This is a genomic window from Klebsiella sp. K-3 (assembly GCF_051207495.1).
In the GTDB taxonomy this organism is placed as follows: Bacteria; Pseudomonadota; Gammaproteobacteria; order Enterobacterales; family Enterobacteriaceae; genus Klebsiella; species Klebsiella aerogenes.
This window is the reverse complement of sequence record NZ_JBPNXF010000001.1, coordinates 119,586-143,612: the sequence shown is the minus strand read 5'-3', so window position 1 is coordinate 143,612 and position 24,027 is coordinate 119,586. Positions and strand designations below refer to the sequence as shown.

Annotated in this window: 21 protein-coding genes and 2 pseudogenes; 10 read left to right on the top strand and 13 right to left on the bottom strand. The window is 46.3% G+C overall.

The window, feature by feature from the left end; genetic code table 11:
* Positions 1-212 precede the first annotated feature (212 nt).
* The 10 genes from ACSEMK_RS00685 (at position 213) to ACSEMK_RS00640 (ending at position 10,327) form a co-directional block, all read left to right on the top strand.
* Positions 213-791 carry a lipoprotein gene (locus ACSEMK_RS00685; protein WP_032705501.1) on the top strand — a complete coding sequence of 193 codons (579 nt, stop codon included), beginning with the start codon at positions 213-215 and terminating at the stop codon, positions 789-791.
* A 43-nt stretch (positions 792-834) separates the two neighbouring features.
* Positions 835-2,310, top strand: a complete 1,476-nt coding sequence (ampG, locus tag ACSEMK_RS00680; RefSeq protein ID WP_087860377.1) for a muropeptide MFS transporter AmpG — start codon at positions 835-837, stop codon at positions 2,308-2,310.
* 480 nt (positions 2,311-2,790) lie between these two features.
* Positions 2,791-3,735, top strand: coding sequence for a cytochrome o ubiquinol oxidase subunit II (gene cyoA, locus ACSEMK_RS00675; protein ID WP_015704588.1), 945 nt, complete (start codon positions 2,791-2,793; stop codon positions 3,733-3,735).
* Positions 3,736-3,754: 19 nt separating this feature from the next.
* Entirely contained in the window at positions 3,755-5,746 is a 1,992-nt protein-coding gene (gene cyoB / locus ACSEMK_RS00670) for a cytochrome o ubiquinol oxidase subunit I (RefSeq protein ID WP_015704587.1), read from the top strand.
* Positions 5,736-6,347, top strand: coding sequence for a cytochrome o ubiquinol oxidase subunit III (locus ACSEMK_RS00665; protein ID WP_087860378.1), 612 nt, complete (start codon positions 5,736-5,738; stop codon positions 6,345-6,347). The genes cyoB and ACSEMK_RS00665 overlap by 11 nt, the downstream gene beginning before the upstream one ends.
* Positions 6,347-6,676, top strand: coding sequence for a cytochrome o ubiquinol oxidase subunit IV (locus ACSEMK_RS00660; RefSeq protein WP_015704585.1), 330 nt, complete (start codon positions 6,347-6,349; stop codon positions 6,674-6,676). The genes ACSEMK_RS00665 and ACSEMK_RS00660 overlap by 1 nt, the downstream gene beginning before the upstream one ends.
* 11 nt (positions 6,677-6,687) lie before the next feature.
* Positions 6,688-7,575 (top strand): heme o synthase, encoded by an 888-nt coding sequence (gene cyoE, locus ACSEMK_RS00655; protein WP_015367961.1) that lies wholly within the window; start codon positions 6,688-6,690, stop codon positions 7,573-7,575.
* A gap of 260 nt (positions 7,576-7,835) precedes the next feature.
* Positions 7,836-8,168, top strand: coding sequence for a hypothetical protein (locus ACSEMK_RS00650; RefSeq protein WP_047739997.1), 333 nt, complete (start codon positions 7,836-7,838; stop codon positions 8,166-8,168).
* A 201-nt stretch (positions 8,169-8,369) separates the two neighbouring features.
* The gene (locus tag ACSEMK_RS00645; protein WP_087860379.1) at positions 8,370-9,737 is read left to right on the top strand and encodes an MFS transporter; all 1,368 of its coding nucleotides are present in this window, start codon (positions 8,370-8,372) and stop codon (positions 9,735-9,737) included.
* Positions 9,738-10,000: 263 nt separating this feature from the next.
* Positions 10,001-10,327, top strand: a complete 327-nt coding sequence (locus ACSEMK_RS00640) for a hypothetical protein (RefSeq protein ID WP_087860380.1) — start codon at positions 10,001-10,003, stop codon at positions 10,325-10,327.
* A gap of 45 nt (positions 10,328-10,372) precedes the next feature.
* Here the strand turns inward: ACSEMK_RS00640 and ACSEMK_RS00635 are convergent, their stop codons facing one another.
* The 13 genes and pseudogenes from ACSEMK_RS00635 to ACSEMK_RS00575 form a co-directional block, all read right to left on the bottom strand.
* Positions 10,373-11,359, bottom strand: coding sequence for a hypothetical protein (locus ACSEMK_RS00635; RefSeq protein WP_435336271.1), 987 nt, complete (start codon positions 11,357-11,359; stop codon positions 10,373-10,375).
* Positions 11,360-11,369: 10 nt separating this feature from the next.
* The gene (locus tag ACSEMK_RS00630; RefSeq protein WP_430914438.1) at positions 11,370-12,299 is read right to left on the bottom strand and encodes an ACP S-malonyltransferase; all 930 of its coding nucleotides are present in this window, start codon (positions 12,297-12,299) and stop codon (positions 11,370-11,372) included.
* A 13-nt stretch (positions 12,300-12,312) separates the two neighbouring features.
* The gene (locus ACSEMK_RS00625) at positions 12,313-13,701 is read right to left on the bottom strand and encodes a hypothetical protein (RefSeq protein ID WP_430914439.1); all 1,389 of its coding nucleotides are present in this window, start codon (positions 13,699-13,701) and stop codon (positions 12,313-12,315) included.
* Positions 13,698-14,485 (bottom strand): annotated as a pseudogene (locus tag ACSEMK_RS00620) (outer membrane lipoprotein-sorting protein). The gene ACSEMK_RS00625 and the pseudogene ACSEMK_RS00620 overlap by 4 nt, the downstream one beginning before the upstream one ends.
* 8 nt (positions 14,486-14,493) lie before the next feature.
* Positions 14,494-15,804, bottom strand: a complete 1,311-nt coding sequence (locus tag ACSEMK_RS00615) for an ABC transporter permease (protein WP_430914440.1) — start codon at positions 15,802-15,804, stop codon at positions 14,494-14,496.
* Positions 15,805-16,455 (bottom strand): hypothetical protein, encoded by a 651-nt coding sequence (locus tag ACSEMK_RS00610; protein ID WP_430914441.1) that lies wholly within the window; start codon positions 16,453-16,455, stop codon positions 15,805-15,807. It abuts the gene before it with no gap.
* Positions 16,430-17,146, bottom strand: a complete 717-nt coding sequence (locus ACSEMK_RS00605; RefSeq protein WP_435336270.1) for an ABC transporter ATP-binding protein — start codon at positions 17,144-17,146, stop codon at positions 16,430-16,432. Before ACSEMK_RS00605 ends, ACSEMK_RS00610 begins: the two co-directional genes overlap by 26 nt.
* Positions 17,147-17,157: 11 nt before the next feature.
* The gene (locus ACSEMK_RS00600; RefSeq protein WP_183269011.1) at positions 17,158-18,120 is read right to left on the bottom strand and encodes an ATP-binding protein; all 963 of its coding nucleotides are present in this window, start codon (positions 18,118-18,120) and stop codon (positions 17,158-17,160) included.
* Position 18,121: 1 nt separating this feature from the next.
* Positions 18,122-19,342 (bottom strand): beta-ketoacyl synthase N-terminal-like domain-containing protein, encoded by a 1,221-nt coding sequence (locus ACSEMK_RS00595; RefSeq protein ID WP_435336269.1) that lies wholly within the window; start codon positions 19,340-19,342, stop codon positions 18,122-18,124.
* Between the two features lie 4 nt (positions 19,343-19,346).
* Complete coding sequence (locus tag ACSEMK_RS00590; protein ID WP_113373742.1) at positions 19,347-21,905, bottom strand: beta-ketoacyl-[acyl-carrier-protein] synthase family protein; 2,559 nt, start codon at positions 21,903-21,905, stop codon at positions 19,347-19,349.
* 71 nt (positions 21,906-21,976) lie between these two features.
* Complete coding sequence (locus tag ACSEMK_RS00585) at positions 21,977-23,146, bottom strand: aminomethyltransferase family protein (RefSeq protein ID WP_430914443.1); 1,170 nt, start codon at positions 23,144-23,146, stop codon at positions 21,977-21,979.
* 29 nt (positions 23,147-23,175) lie between these two features.
* Positions 23,176-23,456 (bottom strand): annotated as a pseudogene (locus tag ACSEMK_RS00580) (acyl carrier protein).
* A gap of 19 nt (positions 23,457-23,475) precedes the next feature.
* Positions 23,476-24,024 (bottom strand): 3-hydroxyacyl-ACP dehydratase FabZ family protein, encoded by a 549-nt coding sequence (locus ACSEMK_RS00575; protein WP_087860389.1) that lies wholly within the window; start codon positions 24,022-24,024, stop codon positions 23,476-23,478.
* Positions 24,025-24,027: the final 3 nt, after the last annotated feature.

The window sequence follows — 24,027 nt, the reverse complement described above, 5'->3', positions numbered from 1 at the left end:
CCGGAAATGGGACGAGGTCATAAAACGCACAACACGATGATTTTCCACTCGTAGCCACTTCCCCTCACCGTTGGCGATGTTATGATGGCGGGAATTTTCCTTAAACACCCTAACTACTTCGAGTTGCAGAAAAAAGCGCCCACGATAACCCCGTAGCGCCTGAAACCTGAATTATGACGGGTATAACAACACCGTGCGTTGAGACCCTGAACATGCTGAAGAAAATTCTATTCCCGTTGGTCGCGATGTTTGTACTGGCAGGATGCGCCACTCCACCGACGACCATTGAAGTATCACCGAAAATCACCCTGCCGCAGCAGGATCCGAGCCTGATGGGCGTTACCGTCAGCATTAACGGCGCGGACCAGCGTACCGATCAGGCGCTGGCGAAAGTCACCCGCAACAACCAGTTGGTGACCCTGACCGCCTCTCGCGACCTGCGCTTCCTGCTGCAGGAAGTGCTTGAGAAGCAAATGACGTCGCGCGGCTACATGATTGGCCCGAACGGCGCCGTCGACCTGCAGATCATTGTTAACAAACTGTATGCTGACGTCTCACAGGGCAACGTGCGTTACAACATCGCCACCAAAGCGGATATCGCCATCGTCGCCACCGCCGCTAACGGCAACAAGATGACTAAGAACTACCGCGCCAGCTACTCCGTTGAGGGCGCTTTCCAGGCTTCCAACGAGAACATTGCTAACGCGGTTAATAGCGTGCTGACCGATACCATCGCCGACATGGCGCAGGACACCAGCATTCACGACTTCATCAAACAAAACGCTCGTTAATAAAATAGCAGGCCCGGTTCACTCCGGGCCTGCTCTATATGCCATGTCCAATCACTACTTGCGTATTTTTCAGCAACCCAAATCAGCTATTTTGCTGATCCTCGGCTTTGCTTCTGGTTTACCTCTCGCACTGACTTCCGGCACGCTGCAAGCATGGATGACCGTTGAAAATATCGATTTAAAAACTATCGGCTTCTTCTCTCTCGTCGGTCAGGCCTACGTGTTTAAATTTTTGTGGTCGCCATTAATGGACCGCTACACGCCGCCGTTTTTAGGCCGCCGCCGCGGCTGGCTGCTGACGACTCAGCTTGCGCTACTCGTCGCCATCGCCGCGATGGGCTTTCTTGAACCTTCAACGCAGTTGCGCTGGATGGCGGCGCTGGCTGTAGTTATCGCCTTTTGCTCCGCGTCGCAGGATATCGTCTTTGATGCCTGGAAAACGGACGTCCTCCCGGCGGAAGAACGCGGCGCCGGTGCGGCGATAAGCGTGCTCGGCTATCGCCTGGGGATGCTGGTATCCGGAGGGTTAGCGCTCTGGTTGGCCGACCGTTGGCTGGGCTGGCAGGGGATGTACTGGCTAATGGCCGCGCTGCTTATTCCGTGCATTATCGCCACGCTGCTGGCGCCGGAGCCCAGCGACGTCATTCCGGTACCGAAATCTCTTGAGCAGGCCGTTGCCGCGCCGCTGCGCGACTTCTTCGGCCGCAACAACGCCTGGCTTATCCTGCTGTTAATTGTCCTTTATAAGCTTGGTGATGCCTTCGCCATGAGCCTGACCACCACCTTCCTGATTCGCGGCGTTGGTTTTGATGCCGGTGAAGTCGGGATGGTGAATAAAACGTTGGGCCTGTTCGCCACCATTGTCGGCGCCCTCTACGGCGGTGTGCTGATGCAGCGCCTGACGCTGTTCCGCGCCCTGCTAATTTTTGGCCTGCTGCAGGGGGCCTCCAACGCCGGATACTGGATCCTCTCGGTCACCGATAAACACCTTTATTCGATGGCGGCGGCGGTATTTTTTGAAAACCTGTGCGGCGGGATGGGCACCGCGGCGTTTGTCGCCCTGTTAATGACGCTGTGTAACAAGTCGTTTTCCGCCACTCAGTTTGCGCTGCTGTCGGCGCTGTCGGCGGTAGGTCGCGTTTACGTTGGGCCGATTGCCGGCTGGTTTGTCGAAGCGAACGGCTGGCCGACGTTTTATCTTTTCTCCGTCGTTGCCGCCGTGCCGGGGATTTTGCTCCTGCTTCTGTGTCGGCGTACGCTGGAATATACTCAACGAACGGAAAGCTTCTTGCCGCGCACGCAATACCCTCAGACTTACGCCCTGGCGCTGGTTATCCTGGCGGTAGGTTGTTTGATGCTGGCGATATGGCTGCTGCTGTTGGCGATGAACGCGCTGGATTACACCTCTTTCTCCTTCCTGCCAGGCCTACTGGAAGTCGCCGCACTGACCGCTATCGGTGGTATTTTGCTCGGCGCTGTTCTGGACTATATGGCGCTACGCAAAACGCAGCTGATTTAATTTTCGCCAAACCGTTAATAGCCGTTTTAATTACCCGAGGTAATTATAACGGCTTATTAGCGATTTTATTTTCCCAGGGAGCTGATTTGTTGTTTTGTGCGTTTTAGATTTCTGGAAATTATTGACAATTTTTACGCGATTCTTTAATTAATTTAACCGATTCAGCAGCGTTACTTTATTTTAACGTTTTCTTTATGTCTTTTATTTGATAATTAATTGTTAATTATTTGTGTTATTTTTACGATGTTTATACTCGTAACTCCATAAGCATTCCCTTTCTTATCCCTTTCGTTATAGATCCAGCGTAAATCAGGCTTTGCAAGCAATTACGTCACATTCCGTAACATATGTGACAATCCAAGCAGAACCCGCTAACACAGAACTGACACAGATCCAATCGTGTTTACAGTAATGCAACCTTACCGTAAAATGCCCATACACTTTAAACGCCACCAGATCCCGTGGAATTGAGGTCGTTCAATGAGACTCAGGAAATACAATAAAAGTTTGGGATGGATGTCATTAATCGCAGGTACTGTATTACTCAGTGGTTGTGATTCTGCGCTCCTTGACCCAAAAGGACAGATTGGACTGGAGCAACGCTCTTTGATTCTGACGGCATTCGGCCTGATGATGATTGTCGTTATTCCCGCCGTCTTAATGGCAGTAGGATTTGCCTGGAAGTATCGCGCGAGCAATAAAGATGCGAAGTATAGCCCGAACTGGTCACACTCCAACAAAGTTGAAGCTGTGGTCTGGACGGTTCCTATTCTGATCATCTTGTTCCTGGCCGTTCTGACCTGGAAAACCACTCACGCTCTGGAGCCAAGCAAACCGCTTGTCCACGACGAGAAAGCAATCACCATCGAAGTTGTATCGATGGACTGGAAATGGTTCTTTATTTACCCGGAACAGGGTATCGCTACCGTCAACGAAATCGCCTTCCCGGCGAACGTACCGGTGCACTTTAAAGTCACTTCCAACTCCGTGATGAACTCGTTCTTTATTCCGCGCTTAGGTAGCCAGATTTATGCGATGGCCGGGATGCAGACTCAGCTGCACCTCATCGCTGATGAAGCAGGCACTTATGACGGTATCTCCGCAAGCTATAGTGGCCCGGGCTTCTCTGGTATGAAGTTCAAGGCTATCGCCACCCCGGATCGTGCAACCTTCGATCAGTGGGTAGCAAAAGCGAAACAGTCCCCGAACTCCATGGACTCCATGGCTGCATTCGACAAAGTGGCTGTGCCTAGCGAAAACAACAAAGTGGAATACTTCTCTAACGTGAAACCGGATTTGTTCAAAGACGTTGTTAACAAATTCATGTCTCACGAGAGCATGAACATGTCTAAACCTGAAGGCGAGCACGCTGCGCACGAAGGGATGGAAGGCATGGACATGAGCCACGCGGAAACCGCTCACTAAGGGGCCGAGGAAGAAAACGATGTTCGGAAAACTTACACTGGATGCAGTGCCCTACCACGAACCTATTATCGTGGTAACGGTTGCTGCAATCATCGTCGGGGGACTGGCGATACTGGCAGCGATCACTTACTTCGGTAAGTGGTCCTACCTATGGAACGAGTGGCTGACGTCCGTCGACCACAAACGTCTCGGTATCATGTACGTTATCGTGGCAATCGTCATGCTGCTGCGTGGCTTTGCCGACGCCGTTATGATGCGTAGCCAGCAGGTACTGGCTTCAGCCGGGGAAGCAGGATTCCTGCCGCCTCATCACTACGATCAGATCTTTACCGCCCACGGCGTTATCATGATCTTCTTCGTGGCAATGCCATTCGTTATCGGCCTGATGAACCTGGTGGTTCCGCTTCAGCTCGGCGCGCGTGACGTTGCGTTCCCGTTCCTCAACAACCTGAGCTTCTGGTTCACGGTTGTGGGCGTGATTCTGGTTAACCTGTCTCTGGGCGTCGGTGAGTTCGCACAGACCGGTTGGCTGGCGTATCCGCCGCTTTCGGGAATTGAGTACAGTCCTGGCGTAGGGGTCGATTACTGGATTTGGGCGCTGCAGCTCTCCGGTATCGGTACTACCCTGACCGGTATCAACTTCTTTGTGACCATTATCAAGATGCGTGCCCCTGGCATGACCATGTTCAAGATGCCGGTATTCTCCTGGGCATCTCTGTGCGCCAACATCCTGATTATCGCCTCCTTCCCAATTCTGACCGTCACCGTCGCGCTGCTGACCCTGGACCGCTACCTGGGCACCCATTTCTTTACCAACGATATGGGTGGCAACATGATGATGTACATCAACCTGATTTGGGCCTGGGGTCACCCGGAAGTGTACATTCTGGTTCTGCCGGTATTCGGGGTCTTCTCCGAAGTCGCAGCAACCTTCTCGCGTAAACGTCTGTTTGGTTACACCTCGCTGGTGTGGGCAACCGTCTGTATTACCGTTCTGTCGTTCATCGTTTGGCTGCACCACTTCTTCACCATGGGTGCCGGCGCGAACGTAAACGCCTTCTTCGGTATTACCACTATGATTATCGCGATCCCGACCGGGGTTAAGATCTTCAACTGGCTGTTCACCATGTACCAGGGCCGCATCGTCTTCAACTCGGCGATGATGTGGACTATCGGCTTCATCGTTACCTTCTCCGTTGGTGGGATGACCGGCGTTCTGCTGGCGGTACCGGGCGCAGACTTCGTACTGCACAACAGTCTGTTCCTGATTGCGCACTTCCATAACGTCATCATCGGCGGCGTGGTATTCGGTTGCTTCGCAGGTCTGACCTACTGGTGGCCGAAAGCCTTTGGTTTCACCCTGAACGAAACCTGGGGTAAACGCGCATTCTGGTTCTGGATCATCGGCTTCTTCGTAGCATTTATGCCACTGTACGTGCTGGGCTTCATGGGGATGACCCGTCGCCTGAGCCAGGACATCGATCCGCAGTTCCACTCCATGCTGGTAGTTGCAGCATGCGGCGCGGCGCTGATCGCTTGCGGTATCCTGTGCCAGCTGATTCAGTTCTACGTTTCTATCCGCGATCGCGATCAGAACCGTGACCTGACCGGCGACCCATGGGGCGGCCGTACTCTGGAGTGGGCAACCTCTTCTCCACCGCCGTTCTATAACTTCGCAGTCGTTCCTAACGTTCACGAACGTGACGCGTTCTGGGAAATGAAAGAAAAAGGCGAAGCGTACAAGCAACCTGCGCATTATGAAGAAATTCATATGCCGAAAAACAGCGGCGCGGGCATCATCATTGCTGCATTCGCAACGGTGTTTGGCTTCGCGATGATCTGGCATATCTGGTGGATGGCGATTGTTGGTTTCGCCGGCATCGTAGTGACCTGGATTATCAAGAGCTTTGACGAGGACGTGGATTACTACGTACCGGTTGCGGAAGTCGAAAAACTGGAAAATCAGCATTTCGATGAGATTAACAAAGCAGGGCTGAAAAATGGCAACTGATACTCTTGCGCACAATGCCCACGCGCATGAACACGGGCACCATGATACAGGACCGATGAAAGTCTTCGGTTTCTGGATCTACCTGATGAGCGACTGCATTATCTTCGCTACGCTGTTCGCAACCTATGCCGTTCTGGTGAACGGCACGGCTGGCGGCCCGGCGGGTAAAGATATCTTTGAACTGCCGTTCGTTCTGGTTGAAACCGCACTGCTGTTATTCAGCTCCATCACCTATGGCATGGCGGCTATCGCCATGTACAAAAACAACAAGAGCCAGGTCGTTTCCTGGCTCGCCCTGACCTTCCTCTTCGGTGCAGGGTTCGTTGGTATGGAAATCTATGAATTCCATCACCTGATTGTTGAAGGTATGGGTCCGGATCGTAGCGGCTTCCTGTCAGCGTTCTTCGCGCTGGTTGGTACCCACGGTCTGCACGTCACCTCCGGTCTGCTGTGGATGGCGGTGCTGATGGTTCAGGTATCGCGTCGCGGCCTGACCAACACTAACCGTACCCGTATTATGTGCCTGAGCCTGTTCTGGCACTTCCTGGATGTGGTGTGGATCTGCGTGTTCTCTGTTGTTTATCTGATGGGGGCGATGTAATGAGTCATTCTACCGATCATAGCGGCGCTTCTCACGGCAGCGTGAAGAGCTACATGACAGGGTTCATCCTGTCGATCATTCTGACGGCTATCCCGTTTGCAATGGTTATGAGTGGCTCTGCCTCGCATGCAGCGATTCTGGGAACCATCCTGGTCACGGCTGTGGTGCAGATTCTGGTACACCTGGTGTACTTCCTGCACATGAACAGTAAATCAGACGAAGGTTGGAACCTGACCGCGTTTATCTTCACCGTAATCATCATTGCTATCGTAGTTGTCGGCTCCATCTGGATTATGTGGAACCTCAACTACAACATGATGATGCACTAAGAGCGGCGAGTATGTTTAAGCAATACCTGCAAGTAACGAAACCAGGCATCATTTTTGGCAACCTGATCTCCGTGATCGGCGGTTTCCTGCTGGCCTCCAAAGGCCACATCGACTATCCGCTGTTCGTCTGGACGCTCCTCGGAGTATCCCTGGTGGTCGCCTCGGGTTGTGTTTTCAACAACTACATCGACCGTGATATCGATCGTAAGATGGAACGGACGAAAAACCGGGTGCTGGTCAAAGGGCTGATCTCGCCAGAATCATCGCTGGTATACGCCACCTTGCTGGGTATTGCTGGCTTCATGCTGTTGTGGTTCGGCGCCAACCCGCTGGCCTGCTGGCTTGGCGTGATGGGGTTTGTGGTTTATGTCGGCATCTACAGCCTGTACATGAAACGCCACTCCGTCTACGGCACGCTGATTGGCTCACTCTCCGGCGCTGCGCCGCCGGTGATTGGCTACTGCGCGGTAACCGGTGATTTTGACAGCGGCGCGGCGATTCTGCTGGCGATCTTTAGCCTGTGGCAGATGCCTCACTCTTACGCCATCGCGATCTTCCGTTTCAAGGATTATCAGGCGGCGAATATTCCGGTTCTGCCGGTAGTGAAAGGTATCTCCGTCGCGAAAAACCATATCACGCTGTACATCGTGGCCTTTGCCGTGGCAACGCTGATGCTTTCCCTTGGTGGTTATGCCGGATACAAATATCTGGTCGTCGCTGCCGCCGTAAGCGTCTGGTGGCTTGGCATGGCGCTGCGCGGGTATAAAGTGGCGGATGATAAAGTCTGGGCACGTAAGCTGTTCGTCTTTTCCATCGTCGCCATCACCGCGCTGTCAGTCATGATGTCTGTCGATTTCATGGTGCCGGATTCACATAATCTGCTGGCTTACGTCAGATAAGATTACGCTAATGTGAAATGAAAAGAGCCTCCGCTAGTCGGGGGCTTTTTTATGCGCCAACATCGGATTACTTCATTAATACCGCCCTCCCCTCACTTTTCTACTTCATTTTCTTCACTCATCACGCAGCTAAAAATTGAGGAAAAAATTGAGCATCGCTAACCGCCGCCCATCTCGCGCCATTAGCGGAGATGGTGCTAGCCTTGCACGGTAGGCAAACGTCTACAAAAAATATGGATTTTTAATAGCAAGGAATAACAATGAAAGAATTAACATTCAACGAAATGGAATCTGTCTCAGGTGGTTTCAACCTGGTGAGCGCTGCAACTGGCTTCGCCAGCTTTGTCGCTAATTCTGCAGCAGGATTTACCTCATTTGCGCTGACCTCCGGTCTGGCTTTCGCCTCTTTCGTTGGCGATAGCGCAATTGAATTTGGTAAATTCCTCCTTGGACAAGCAAACTGGGAAAGCGTAGTCAGCACCGGTCAGGAAAACTGGGCAAACTTCGTTTCCACTGCTGGAAACAGCTGGAATACTTTCGTGAATAACGCCGCAACCGACTGGAACAGCTTCCTGGATCAGGCTGCGTCCTAATCGGTATAATGATAAGGGCAGGTTTCATTTCTGCCCTTTCTGTTGTTTTAACGCTTTTATTTAGCGCTTCACCATTTTAGCCTCTGGTTCTCATCCCTTCTTCTATTACGCAACACAGTCGTAATATCTGCTAAACAAACATTTATTTACGCGTCCTTATCCCCCCACTACACTAGTCACAGTTTTTATATTGAGGTGGTAATGAACGATAACAAAATGACGCCAGGAGAACTGCGCGCAACCTGGGGTTTAGGGACCGTGTTTTCACTGCGCATGCTCGGCATGTTTATGGTCCTGCCCGTTTTGACCACATATGGCATGGCGCTGCAGGGGGCTAGCGAAGCGCTGATTGGTTTGGCTATTGGTATTTACGGGCTCGCCCAGGCCGTCTTCCAGATCCCGTTCGGCCTCCTGTCTGACCGCATTGGCCGTAAACCGTTAATTATTGGCGGTTTGCTGATATTTGTTATCGGCAGCATCATCGCCGCGCTGACCGATTCCATCTGGGGCATTATTCTTGGCCGCGCGCTGCAGGGCTCTGGCGCTATCGCCGCCGCCGTCATGGCACTACTTTCTGATTTAACCCGCGAACAGAACCGTACCAAAGCCATGGCCTTCATTGGCGTCAGTTTTGGCGTAACCTTTGCGATCGCCATGGTGCTCGGCCCTATTGTCACTCACCAGTTAGGATTGCATGCGCTATTCTGGATGATCGCTATTCTGGCCAGCCTCGGTATTTTGCTGACTCTATGGGTAGTACCAAATAGCCACAATCATGTACTGAACCGTGAATCTGGCATGGTAAAGGGCTGCTTTAGCAAAGTGCTTGCTGAACCTAAACTCCTCAAGCTGAACTTCGGCATTATGTGTCTGCACATCATGCTAATGTCGACTTTTGTTGCGCTGCCAGGACAACTGGAGGCCGCTGGTTTCCCGGCCGCCGAGCACTGGAAAATTTACCTGGTGACCATGGTCATTTCCTTTGTCGCCGTGGTGCCATTCATCATCTATGCGGAAGTGAAGCGCAAGATGAAACGAGTGTTCCTGTTCTGCGTCGCCCTACTCCTCATCGCTGAAATCGTACTCTGGGGCGCAGGTGGCTATTTCTGGGAGTTAGTCGCAGGGGTGCAGCTGTTCTTTCTCGCCTTTAACCTCCTGGAAGCATTATTGCCTTCATTAATTAGCAAGGAATCGCCAGCAGGGTATAAAGGCACGGCAATGGGTATTTACTCTACCAGCCAGTTTATCGGCGTGGCCATCGGTGGCGCCCTCGGCGGCTGGGTCGATGGTTTCTTTGATTCACAAACGGTGTTCCTGCTTGGGGCCCTGCTCGCAATGTTATGGCTGCTGGTTGCCAGTACCATGAGCGAACCACCTTACGTGAGCAGTCTCCGAGTTGAGATCCCGGACGATGTCATCATTAATGATGAACTACAGCGCCGTCTGTTGTCGAAACCTGGCGTTGAGCAGGTCATGATTGTCGCTGAAGAACGTTCAGCCTACATAAAAATTGACAGCAAAGTAACCAACCGCTTTGAGGTTGAACAGGCTATTATCGCAACTTCGTAATCGCCCCCCATTTCTACGCTCTAAACAATAAGTTGAACGCGCGGCCACACAGAAGATACCTTCGGGTATCTTCTGTTATCAAATATGAATTGACGTAATAAGCCCCCGCACTTTTCTAATTCTGTTTTGTGAAGTTTAATTCACATTAAAACTAATAGATCATTTAAATATTCACTATTATATAAAAAACCCTCTGATTAGTATATTGCCCGGTGTGCATAGGCACATCATTAACAATTCATTAATCTAGGATGGAATTAAAAATGAAAGAATTAACCGCAAACGAAATGGAATATGTCTCTGGTGCAGGCATTATCGACCTGCCTTGCGCTTTGGTTGATTTCACCATTCAATCAGCGCTGGGCCTGGTAGCAGCAGGTATTAATGCTGGTATGATTCTGGCCTCCTCCGCACTGGAAACCACTATTGATTTGGTTTCCAATATTCTTGGCGGTTCGCCATCTAGCCTGGGAAGCATTATAACCGACCATATCAACTCCCTGCTGTATGCTGAATCAGGGGTTTGGTCAAACTTTGTTTATAATGCTGCTACTGACTGGGGTGGTGTTGTTGATGCCCTGCAGAGCTAAATAGCATATGGCCAGTCAGTTTCTGACTGGCCATATTTTTTGATGTTAATTATTATTTTCACCACATCTGAGATACATATCACATGCCGTCATGTAATCATCATGCCATCGCCAGTAAACATGTAAATAAAAATAACCTATCGCAGGTATCATACATAATATGAAATATGCATAAAAATACATTTCCCACCCTAATAATTTCAGTAACAGGCTTAAAGTGAGGATCCATAACAGTTGAAGAATAAAGAGAATAACTAACCGTAACCACAGCGGTTTCCTATAAATCAGGGTAAGTGGAATAGTTTTCGCCAGATTCACATCAAACTCTTTCTGAAAAAGCCGTCCTAAAAAAGTATAGCGTCTGGAGGGATGAGCAAAAATTAAATTGACCACCAGTATCGCTGAACACAGAATCAACATAGCGACTATCAACTTTGCTGAAAAAAAACCATTTGATAAGGAAAAATCCTCATCCTCTACCAACGGACTGACAACCCAAAAACTGGTTAGAAACGTGACGGTAACGTTCAAACAAGCATAGTGGTGGAGATTACGGTATTTAAGCGTATGCACAGTTGCCTGCTGTAACTGCTTGACGTAACAATTCCTGGCGAACCAGCACATCATATAGACCATTATCGGCACAAAGATGACAATACAGGCCATCGCGGCAATGCTTGAAAAAAAGAGTAGAAATCCTCTAACAACCAGGTAGCACCCCAGTAAACAGCAAGCTGTAGCAACGAGCGGATGCCATAGTATTACCTCAAATTGCGAGTACTTTTTCCCTTGAAACCATGAAAAGTTAATATTTTTTATCGCATATTTGTATGACCAATAACCTTTAAGCTCATAAACAAAGCTAAACATAGTTAACGAAAAAATGGCGCTTACGGGAAATGCATCTTCCACGGTCAACAGATACCCTCTGTTTTTAACGTAGAATGCAATCAGCAGTGTACAAATAAAGTACAAATAGGGCAGAAGCGACCGATCCTGACGTCGAATAAAAGTTAGATAATCCGGTATCATGATAGCCTCGTTACGCCAACAACATTTTTCGACAATGAATATAATTCTCTGCAGAGAAGTCGTCGAAGTCATTTAGCAATTGTCCAAGATAAGCTTTATTACTGATTTCAACGAACCTGACGAGGGGGATATGTTGTAGAAAGGCAGTCATAGAGGCAGTCCACTGTACCCGGTGGGTCAAATGCAAAGAAAGGTTCTCTCTAATTTGCTGCGGGTTAGATTCTTCCCGTCCGGTGACATTCATCAGTACAGGATAATTTGGCCGTACAATTTCCACCATCTTCAGCGCATCCCGCATGGGTTGAACTCCCTCAGCCATCAGAGGCGTATGCCAGGCTCCGCTTACGCTCAACTTTACCGTCTCCAGGCCTGCTCCCATCAGTACCCCGGTGAATTCACTTAAATCTGGCAGCGTACCGCCAACCACCTGCTGATAGAGGCTGTTATCACAACTCACGACAACCGGACTCCCGGAGTCGTTAATTAACTGGCTTACCGTTTTAAAATCGGCGCCTCTCACGGCCAGCATTGTACCTTTACGAATTTTGCTTAAATTATCCATGATAGTTGAGCGCGCCAGGATTAACTTGAACACATTCTCCAGCGTTAAAGCGCCGGCTGCATAAAGCGCGCTATATTCACCCACGCTATGCCCACACGAGCCAATAATGTTAGCGTCACAGAATTGCTCAGCATACAGACTATAGAGCGTGACATTAATAGCCGTCACCGCTGCCTGTTGCGTCGTCGTTTTCACCAGACGATTCATCGGCCCTTTCTGACATAACCGCCGAAGATCCAGCCCTGTTACATCGCTGGCGCAGTCCCAGATTCGCCTGGTGGTTGCGTTTAGATCCCATAAATCTGCCCCCATTCCTACCGTAGGGTTTCCCTGACCGGCGAAAAGAAGTACCGTCGGTTGCTTTGATAACGTTGTCATAGACAATATGTCCTTATAAATAGTATTTAAATCCGACATAGACTCCGAGGGTCTCGCCAAAAAGGGCGAACTCTGAATCACGACGACCTAATGCGCTATAAAACCCCGTATAGACTTCTACCCTTTCGCCCAACCCTTTTAGCGGCTTAATGTAATGGGTTCCAATTAAGGAACTACCATCGACTACGTTCATCACCAGATAGGGTTGAAGGGTTGAATGATCTGCATTCTGTAAACTTAACCATGAATTAATATAATGTCGCCCTTGTAACATTCCTTTGTTTCCTGTATTACTTATTTCTGACCCCATTAGATACTTATAATCATCAAATACTTTATCTAATCCGGTAATACCGGTTTTCTTACTTAACAGCCTAATAAAATCAGTTTGCTCCCGCCATGCCGATTTCGAGTACCCTTCACTCTGATAATAGTATTCGATACCCAATACGCTAAAAAGGTCAGTGGTATACTGGCCGCCAACGGCTAATTCATAGTTTGTTTTATCATTCTGGGAATAAAGCGATGAAGGATATTTCCCAGATAATATCTCATCTCGTTTTTCACGGGAAAAATGACGCCATTGTTGCGTTTTGTGTAAAGCCGCCTCGACGTTGACAACAAACTGCGGAGTTAGATTGTAGCTATCTGCCAGAGCCAATGAAGGAGAATCGCCAAGCATCATATCTGCTGCCAGTCGATGATTAACAAGACGATAATCGGTGTAAGTTAATAAATAATACTCACTACTGTTGCCCCGTTGATTGGCCGTCCAGTTACTGGATGACTCATAATATTTATCAATACTCACTAATTTGGGCATGATGGTAAGCGAGAATGCATAATCACGAAACTCTGCTGAAACTCGCCCTCCCCAAAACGGCTCATGATAGGAAGAGTTAAACGCCGGGTCGTAAATTCGGGTAGGTTTAAATCCGGCATAATAAGTTGTCAGCAATGCGGCAGGCGACCTCAAATGAAAAGCGCCGGGATCCGGTCTAAGCTTTCCGCCTTCAAGACTGACGCTTTCGGATAACGTTGCGTTCAGCTTTAACCTATCGATTAAGCTTTTAGAGCGACTATCGTCTTCTTCGAATAGCCCGACACCTTTCATTGGTTGATATCCTAAGCCATACAATGAAAGATCCAGAACCAACATATCATCAATAATGTCGCAAGTGCTAGAAGCATTGATTGAAATATTATTGTAGGCATTATCAGTCGTATAAGGATTAGATCCACTGATACGCCATAAAGACTCATTTCTATGCGTAAAGGATATTTGCTCCGTCAAAACTAACTGGCCATTACGCTGTATCTCATCCGCGGAAAGACAGTCAGCCATTCCCAACAATGGTATGAACGTTAGAATTAATAGTAATGCAGCCAGAAGCAATTTCACTTTGCTTCCCTCTGAATATACTCCTTCGTGAAGTGAAATTCCGGTAAGGATTCGAGGCGAACGTTGCTATACTTCATGACAGAATATCCCTTTTCGTTGCGAGTATTCTGCACAATAATTTCTGTTGGCCGGTTCTTTCCTAATACCATTTGATAGTTTTTATACAAAACATTCTTGAGTAATTGATTATCAAGTGAGTAATACGATGCCTTAAATGGTCGGTACTCTGCATTTTTTCTACCAGGTAAATCACTTTTGGATAAGTAATGGCCTCAGATTTACGGGTAAGAGATAAGCGATAGCAGACTTTATCACCACAAGGTTCCTCGCCCTCGAGCGTAGAATCATAGGCATATTCGAAGTTCGTTACGATAACATCGCCATTAGAGATCTGGCCTATTAATCGTTGTGAACGCGAAATGGGAACTGGCCTGCGAAGTTCCGGTGTATAAAACCATAAGTCATACCAATCAGATAACATAACTTTACCTTTATCTCGCGGAGGATAGGTAAAGCGTATAAGTGAACGAGCGTCAGCTTTCTTACCGCTTTCGGGCTTAATAAAACGCATCGAAATATCGAGAGATTGCTTATTTTCGGGTTCCTGCATTCCCTCTTTGATTTCCAACACGGTTACTTCATAGCGGAAAGGTTCATTTGGAGAACGAACCTCATCAGCCTTGCGAATTATTTCCAAAGCCTGCTGGTCAACTTTCGTCGCTTGCGCCGCAGATGAATACAGTAATACTGCCAAAGAGCATAAATACCACACACCAATTTTCATACTAGCCTCTATGAAGATTTAAATGCATCAGTAATATTAAGCCGCGATGCACGATATGCAGGAATGATGGAAGCCACGGCTGATGTTAAAATTGGCAACGTTAAGGTAAACCAAATTAACTCTGCATCATTGGTTATAATAAATGCAGTATATCCAACAGACTGGCCAGGTGAAGGCGGCATCGCAATACCGGAAATATTAATAATTGATGCAATGGCATAGCCAAAAGCAAGACTACCTAATGCACCTAAAATACCTATATATACACCTTCCAACCAAAATAAAAGCGTCACACGGCTGGACTGTAAGCCGATGGCTCGTAGTGTGGTGATCTCTTTAGTCCGTTCAACGATATTCATGGTCATTGAATTACCGATCATGAATACCACGATAAGTGCCACGATAACTTTGATAAAAAAATAGATACCAGATAGCATGCCTTCAACTTGCTGGTAAAAAATAGAACTTTCCTTCCAGTCCTTAACAATAAGAGGTAAATCCTGTTGAGCGATAAACTCTCGCATTTGAATAATAAATGGCGCGACATCATCATGTTTTAATAAAATAACTATTTTACTCACGCCATTGGTTCCCATGATTCGCTGCGCAGTATCAAGAGGTATCTTTAATACAACATCATCATAATCCTTAATCCCCGACTCAAAAATACCACGAAGCTTTACTGAAATAGCGCCCTGTCCTCCTGATACATTAACCGCCAGGATATCAAGCCAGTCACCATAATGGCTATCAAGTGTTTTCGCCAGACCGCTTCCGATCGTAATTTCATTATGTTTTACGCGAGATAGATCGCTTCCATAAACTATCTTATCAAATGCTCCTAACTTTAGGGCTGGTAATGGCTCAACGCCTTGTGCTGAAAAATAATTTGATGTTTCGCTTTCATAGTGAGAGATAATCCCGCTAAACTCAAGCTGACCGGAAATTGTCGAAATAGCATTAGAAAAATAGGTATTTTGCAATATCTTATGTTTTAGTGCACCATAGTCAGCAATAAGGCTCTTATTCTTATTGGCTGTTTCAAAGTAGGATTTATTATAAATTTGCACATGGCCAATATTCGTTCGTATCGTCTGCTCTTTGAGTATCCAAAAAGAGTATTTGATAAAACCGCCATATAAAAATATCGCACCACCGCCTAAAATAATTGCAAAAACCGTAGACAGCGTTCTACGCTGATGTCGTAGTAAATTCAAGAATGAAAATTTAGCATCACCATAGTTGAAAATGATATTATAAATCACAAAAAGCAATAGCAACACTACAATACCATTAATGAATATCACATCCCTTGACATTTAATCACCTTTAATAACCGGAACAATAACCTGCAAAACTTCAGCCATTTCCCAGGGGGGTGGATTGTTATTTTCATAATCGATTTTAAGGTTTTGGCCCACGCTTCTCAGCTGCTGAAGGAGTTGTTCTTCTTGTTGTTTGTTATGGCACTGGTGGAGCGCTCGTAAACGCATCTCGTTTATCTTTCTAACAATCTCGGCGCTGAATTTATCTTTATTCCTCATCAGCGAGTCGGTATCTTCAATCGTAATCACGCAGCGCCCCAAATTAGCCGGAAGCCACGCATCAACACGCGCACGTAAGTATCTGATCAGAAAATTATCTTCATGGGTATCGACCGACTCATCCAGATAGAAAAATCCCGTCTTTGCATATTCAGAAGCGTGAATCAAATCATTAACATTCTGATAATGAGCGGCTTGCCGTAGCATCCCCCATGAATAAAAAATCAGCACACCAACGTTATTAGTGCGTTCATATTCTTTAAACAAATGTGTAGTGATCGATGCTAATGACGCTGGCTCATGTGGAAACCCATCCTGTAACACACGATTGGCCACAGGTGTGGCTACCGATTCAGCGAATGCTGAAAATGTAACCGCGGTTAAACACAGAAGCAAAACTCTACAAAGATTGCTTCGCTGAATCATATATTATTGCTCCATCTTTAATTTCCACTCTCCGACGCGCTCGTTCTTGTAGCTGAGTCGAATGTGTGGAGATAATAAACGTCGTTTCCGTTCGCCGATTAATATCTAACAGGAGGTCGAGAATCGCATCGCCAGTAGCCAGATCCAAATTTCCGGTAGGTTCATCCGCAACAATGATTTCAGGGCTATGTGCTAACGCTCTTGCAATCGCGACACGTTGCTGTTGGCCACCTGATAATTGGCCTGGTTTTCTCTCCACTAAATGGGCTAAATCAACACTATCGAGAAAATGTAAACTCCGCGCTCTCGCCTCTTTTGCACTGAAATGTCCATTCAGCATTAGAGGATAAAAAACATTATCAAATACACTCAGCACCGGAATTAAATTGAAAAACTGAAAAATAAACCCTAAATGACGACTGCGTAGGGACGCCAAATTCTTTTCAGACAACGCATTTAGATTTTTCCCAAGAAAAAAAACATGGCCCGTCGTAGGTTTATCAATACCTGAAAGTATATTAAGCAGGGTACTTTTACCGCTACCTGAAGGGCCACATAATGCCAGGAACTCACCTTTTACAACATCAAGATTGATATCCTTCAGTGCAGGAGTCATATTATCCTGAGATCCATAATATTTATGTATGCCGTACAGAGATATATCGGGTAGTTCTGTTATATTACTGCGCATATAGCCTTCTATTAGTACCAGGTGTCAAAGTAAGCATAGCCACCGGCGACTCCGGGGATAACGGTTCGAAGACAACCATTATGCAAAGCATGTTGTGTAATGTATTGCCAGCTCAAGGCGGGGGTCATGCAGCCACTACAACCATAACGAGTAATGAGATCGATTCCGTTGTTAGAGGGTGGCTTTGATTTATTGATACCACCGGCATAGGCAATAAAGTCAATATCATTATTGTTTTCTGATTGCGATACAAACAAGCTACCTGGCCCATTAGGTATATATGGGCCACAATTCACTCGCAAATGACTTTCCCTTCTACTAAATATAAAGCACCCCACTCTTTCAATAGAAAAATTTACACCTGGAACATACTTATGCGGTTTTTTTGTTTCACAATGGCGAAGGCTTTCTGCCGTAAACGCCAACAAGGGCACCGCACGGTAACCTCCGCAGATCACTACAAAATCAAATACATCCCAAGCAAGATAATCTTGAGCTAATGCCATTGCCTGGAATAGAGAATAGTTTTCACCTCGTATTTTACAAGTCACATTATTAATAGAGAACTTCTTAATTATATTCTTAGGTAAAGTATCAATAGTTGATAAATTAAGGCTACTTATATTGTATTCAAAAACGCCTGATTCGCCCCATGAATCAATATAGATAAAGGCGGTGCGTGATTTCAAAAGCAACATTCGCTCTTTTGCTGACAAGCTATGTAATGCATCATCCGACACCCTTTCCATAGCATTAATATAAGGTATATGATCTGGCCGCCTTGTGATTTCACGATTATATATTTCGGCTCGTGTGCCAAAGCGTTTAAATCGCCAACCATTTGCTCCCGTGGCCTTCAACGCTGTATTGAATGAATGTGATTCCCAAACATTTAACCAGTTTGGGTAATATAAATAAAACGGTTCTTCAGGTTCAATAAATGAATATGAAGACAAATACATTTTACTATTCATATCAGCCACAGTGCTTATTCAAGTTAGTCATTAATAAAGCGACAACTGAGCCATCGACGCCTAGTCCGGTCTTCAGAAGATGTTTTTTCTCATGTTTTCTCACCCCTCCATCTACAGAGATATGGTGAGCGACGTCATCTATGATTTCATCATTAATAACAGGAAAAATTAACTCACTCGTGATGAGTAAATGATAGCCAATAATCAAGTCTATTAGTCCAGACCCGGTTGCGGTATAACCAATCTGCCCCTTATAGGCCAATATGGGAAGCGGGGTTTCACCAGCAAACATAGCGATCGCTTTTGCTTCAACTTTATCACTGGATGAGGTTCCATTACCATGGGGGATAAACCCACAAAGGTCTTCTTTTCTCACCCCGACATCATTTAATAGTGAATTAATCAACTTGAAAATACTGGTACTTTGCCAGGAAGAGTCATTACTGCGACCAGCATTGATTTGCTTGTATGCCGAAGTAATACACACGCCCGGACTTTTTCCGCGCGCCATTCGGTGCTGATGACTTTCCAGTAACATAACGCTATAGCCTTCAGCAAAATGCACACCATTGCTGTTTACGCCGAAGGGTTGGACAATTTCACTATCTAACATCCCCTGACTTGCCAGAAATCCGAGATCCTGATATTTGATTTTTGAGATATTAATGATAAGCCCTAGATCGATTCCCCCACTCTCTATTGCCCTGGTAACCAAATGAATCGCCGTCAGTGACGAGTTACTTGTACAATTCATATTTGGTGGCAAATAGTGCAGTCCATACCTCTGTCCAATCGTATAGGAAACATTATCCTGCGACATATTTTTCACAGAAAGGTTTTTAATGGAGGATGTTACCGAAACATCTTCCATGTCATTGTAATTATAGAAGTTCCTGTAATCCATGACATCAACACGAGGACCTATTCCGGTAATGTATACTCTAACCCTATTACCTTTCAGACTGTCATTACTAAGACCAGCCTGAAGCAAGGCGTCATCGATAAGTTTGTATACCAGTTCAAAAGCGCTATCGTTTTCTCGTTGTAGTTTCGCAATGAATATATTCCCCGCAAATCCACATTCTCTAGCTTGGTTATCTGATATAAACCATGGCGACAAATGCACCCGTTTGCCTTGCTGCAGATGCCGAATTAACAGCGAACTATTCTCAGCATAAGGCAAGCATACACTGAAGCCAGAAATAATAGTTCTCCCACTCACCTTATTATCCTTTAATGACGATAGCGTAATAATTCCCACCTTCGGTAGCGCCAATCAAAAGAACATATTTGATAGTTATTTCTCGCGTTTCATTGACAAAATTAATTCTTTTATCGGCAAAAGTTTGTGTATAGGGAATAGCAGGAACGGATTGTCTTTGAATACAATCAAGAATCACCGCAAGATTTAAAAGCCCTGCAGATGAAGCAACAAAGCCAAAGAATGCGTTATAATTCACTACTGGCACATGTGGATTATGGCAATGGAAAGAATTATAAATCGCATTAATTTCTATTATTGAGCTCACTTCGCTACCATTACTGGTTCCACAGACTAGATCAATTTCCTTTGCGGTAATACCCGCGTCTGCAAGCGCGCGCGCGATCGCCAGAGACATCGCGATAGATTTTTCTTCAATTTGCGTTGCATCAAAGTAGGTATTACTGCATGACTTACCGTAACCCGCAATTTCCCCCAGTACTTCAGCGCCACGGGAAGCAGCGGCAAGCGCGTCTTCCAATAACAGCATACAAGCACCCTCACCCGGAACATATCCATGCGCTTCTTTGGCATATATCTGATAGTCAGCGGCATTCGACGTCATATGAATCTTATTGGTCACCGCATCCATATACAGAGACATCGACGGAAAGTGTTCATCAGCCCCACCAACAATGACCTGCGGCTGTAGTTGCTGACGAACAATTTCGTAGCCATAGGTCAATGCGCCAAGTGCCGCATTTTCACCGGTCGCTAACGTTGTCGTATATCCTTTTATACCTTCTGAAATCCCACAAAACGTCGTCATCGAGTTCATCAGTGAACCAGGGAACTCTGATGTGCGTACTTTGCGCGGGTCAGGTTTTAAACTTTGTAAGTACTTATAGGTAGTTTCTTGCGGTCCACGGGCCATCCCCAGAACCATTCCCAGATCATCGCCATCGCGTTTAATCTTACGTTTCGCCAAATTCAGCGCTTCTGAAAGTGCCATCAGCGCAAACGTACCGCCGCGTGTTGCTTTGCGCGGGTCATAGCGGCGTAGATGTTTACGTGGTTCGAGGTCTTTCACCTGATAAGTTTTAAAGTGCTTTTCTGACTCCGGTTGTTGATAGGCCGCGTCTTGATATTCTGCGCCAAATATTTCCGCAAATTGATGGGTTTTTGCCACAACGTCCAACAGCGCTTTAGCCTCATCGAGAGTGTCATCAGGAAAGACTACGCCGCTCAACTCCACCGTTTTGTCGCCTTCATGGATATAGCGAAGAATTTCATTAAGAGTATGTCCAATAGCCGATACGGCACCTATCCCAGTTATGGCAACACGTTTAGCATCATAGGTGGTAAGAGGAACTGAACATGGTTTCGTACTGACAATCATGCAGCAATTATTACCGCCGAATGCGTAGTTATTCTTCATAAAGATGTTGATATCTTTGTGTCGAAATTCATTCGCAACGTAGTCCAGATCGCAGTTAGGGCGCGGCTGCGAAAAATTCAACGTTGGCAGAACATGCTTCTGCGGAAGGGTGACTAAGCATGCAATGAGCTCGACAATACCGGCGGCGCCAATATTGTGACCAAAATAGGATTTAGTTGAGCTGATCAATATATGTTCGGCGCCAGAGAAAACTTTCTTCATCGCCAGAGTTTCTATTTGGTCATTAGCTTGCGTCCCCGTACCATGCGCATTAACGTAATCAATTTGCTCCGGTTTGAGACCTGCATTCGCCATAGCTTTTTGCATAACCTGCACTGCGCCGCTGGCGCGCGGATCGGGTCCCGTTTCATGATATGCATCACACGAGGTGGCGTAAGAGAGAATTTCTCCGAGAATCGTCGCGCCGCGTGCGACGGCATGCTCATACTCTTCCAGTACTATTGCCCCTGCTCCTTCGCCAATAGACATCCCTGAATGTCCCGAAAATGGCGAACACGATTGCGGGTGCATAACATTCAGAGCATAAAAACCAGCAAAGGTTGGTAAATAAATGGGTTCCGTTCCAATAGCCAGCATAGCCTTGCTTTTGCCATTTTGAATGTAATCAAAAGCCATGCCGACGGCGTTCGGGCTCGCCGTACAAGCTGTTGCGACGAGTTCCACTCCCCCCTTCAAACCCAATAAGGTAGAGGCGCTGGAACAACACGATGAAAAGCTGCCTGAAAAAAGAGCCTTACGTAACGAAAAGTCCTGAATACGCTGCTCAAATAGCGGAAGGAAAGCTTCAGTACCCGCCGAAGAAACGCCAACAATCAGCCCCATCTGTTCCAGGCACGGTCGATTGGTCGCCAGTCCTGCCTGCTCGAGCGCTTCCTTGCCAACTTTGTAGGCCCAAAGCGCAGCATTATCTAGCGATGAGATAACCTCTTTTGATAATTCGGGGCAATGAATTTGATGCAGCATTTCAGCCGCACGAGCGTTCGCAAACCATTTAGAGAAACGCGCACTATCAGCGATGCCATTTTTTTTCTCCAGCAGTGCTTGCCTGAAGTCTGTTATATTGTCAGCCAGAGACGACAAAATCCCCATGCCGGTAATAACCACTCTTTTTCTGCTCGTTTCCATAATTTTATTTTCTATCCCGATTTTTATTCTCTACCGACCGATGCTGGATACAATATTGTCGTCGCTAAATGTTATACCGTGACAAGCGCGCTCTTTGCTTTCGACGCATCAACATAGCTATGTGTTGTTGGGTTAACCAATAAGCTCAAATTATAAATAAATGGTAAATTTTGTGTTTTTGCGGTGATTTCGCCATTTGCGGTTTTAAGGCTAAAACCTGCAATATCAGCTAACGCATAACCCTCATCAATAAGGGCAAGCGCAATCCATGCTTGCCTTGCCGGAGAATATGCTGCATTGACAATAACTCCAACCTGACATCCATTAACTATCACCAGATCATCTGAGTCGATCCGGCTACATTCATCGCAGGGGGAGATCCCAACAAGCTTACGTTTTGCGCCATTTCGCGATAACTCCACTACTGCATTCTTACCAATGAAGTCCTCTTTGTCATACTGGATAGCCCACTGCATTTGTAGTTCAACAGGATTACAGGAATAGCGAGGATAAATACTTTCATCCCATCCTGTATTTTCAATCCTCACCAAACGTTGAAAATCTAAGCCACCGGTTTTCAGCGAATATCTGGCGCCTATTTCTTGTAATTTCATCCACATCGTGACAAGCGTTGCTTGTGCGCCAATCAATTGATATGCGAATTCGCCATGTTTTCCACAACGAAAAATCATTAGCCCATCATCGGTGTTCATATATTCATAATAAGGCAAGCCAATGATATCAAAACCATAAACCTCAGCCATTACCTCCCAGGCATACGGCCCTTCCAGCATAATGACGCCCCAGTCATCTTCTTCCATCGATTTTATCTCAGGAATTTCCTGGATATCTAAATCATCGGCCTTTATAAGGGTTTCATTCAGGATATCTACAACTTCTTTCGCGATGAGATTCTCGGATAAAATATAATAACCTTCAGCGGCACACAGAATATAAGCATCACCGCGGATGGTTCCATCTGCGTTGAGCAGCAAAGAATAAATACCCTGTTCATCACGAATGATTGATACATCAGCAGAGACCATATAGTTCACAAGCGCCCATGCATCTTCACCCATCACGCTGGTAATGGACATATGAGAATAATCTACCAACAAGACATTTTCACGAACGGCTTTATATTCTTCAAAAACATCATGATATGAAGATGGTACGCATTGATGATTATAGATGCCCATAACCGCATTGTTTTTAAAATGGAGGTCAGAAAGTAACTTCATAGAATGCCCTTCAATGTAACTGTTTCAATTCAGGATGCTTTTTTCTTTAGTATGAAAGATGCCAGATTATTTATACTTCGCATATAAGCGGGATCATCGCCTTCCGATACCTGGATGTTGAAGGTTTTATCAAGCATAACGATAATTTCCGTTGCATCTACAGAGTCAAGTTTCAATCCGTTACCAAACAATGGCGTGTCATCATCTATTTGATGAGCCTCACGCTGAACATTTAGACGTTGAATAATTTCGCTTTTAATCGTAACGATTATTTTTTTCTTTCATTGATTTCATCATGGATGTTTGTCACACCGAATCTCCTTGGAAAACTAAATGGTTTCTCTAAAGTTAATAATGACGCCCTGACTAATGACTCTTTTGCCAACGTTGGCTGTAACTAAATAATGTTTAAACCCGCGTTCATCAGAAAATGAGAGTTTACTTACCACTTCAATCGTATCTCCCGGGTAAGCCGCTTCTTTAAACTTCAGGTTCTGTGAGGCTAATACACCCCGTACCTCAGCACGCCTTGTATGTATTATGTTCAACATATCCGGATGCTTGATATAAGTATGGATGTCACGCAATGTCCTGAGCTCTTCTCCCGTGTGATGTTGATAAATGTCACAGATATCAGTGAGGAAAGAATAATACTCGCTTGCCTGGCCAAATATTTCAGAAATGATAGCCCCCGGCATAATGGGGTCTTCTGGAAAATGCCCAAGCAGATAAGGATCATTATAAGTTACATGTTTTATAACTTTGATGAAGCCATTCTCTCCATATTTATAATCGACTATTTTATCTACCATGAGTAGAGGTTGACGCCAGCCGCCCATGGCAAGAAAAATTTTTGGCGGTATCGAATACTTAGACATAAA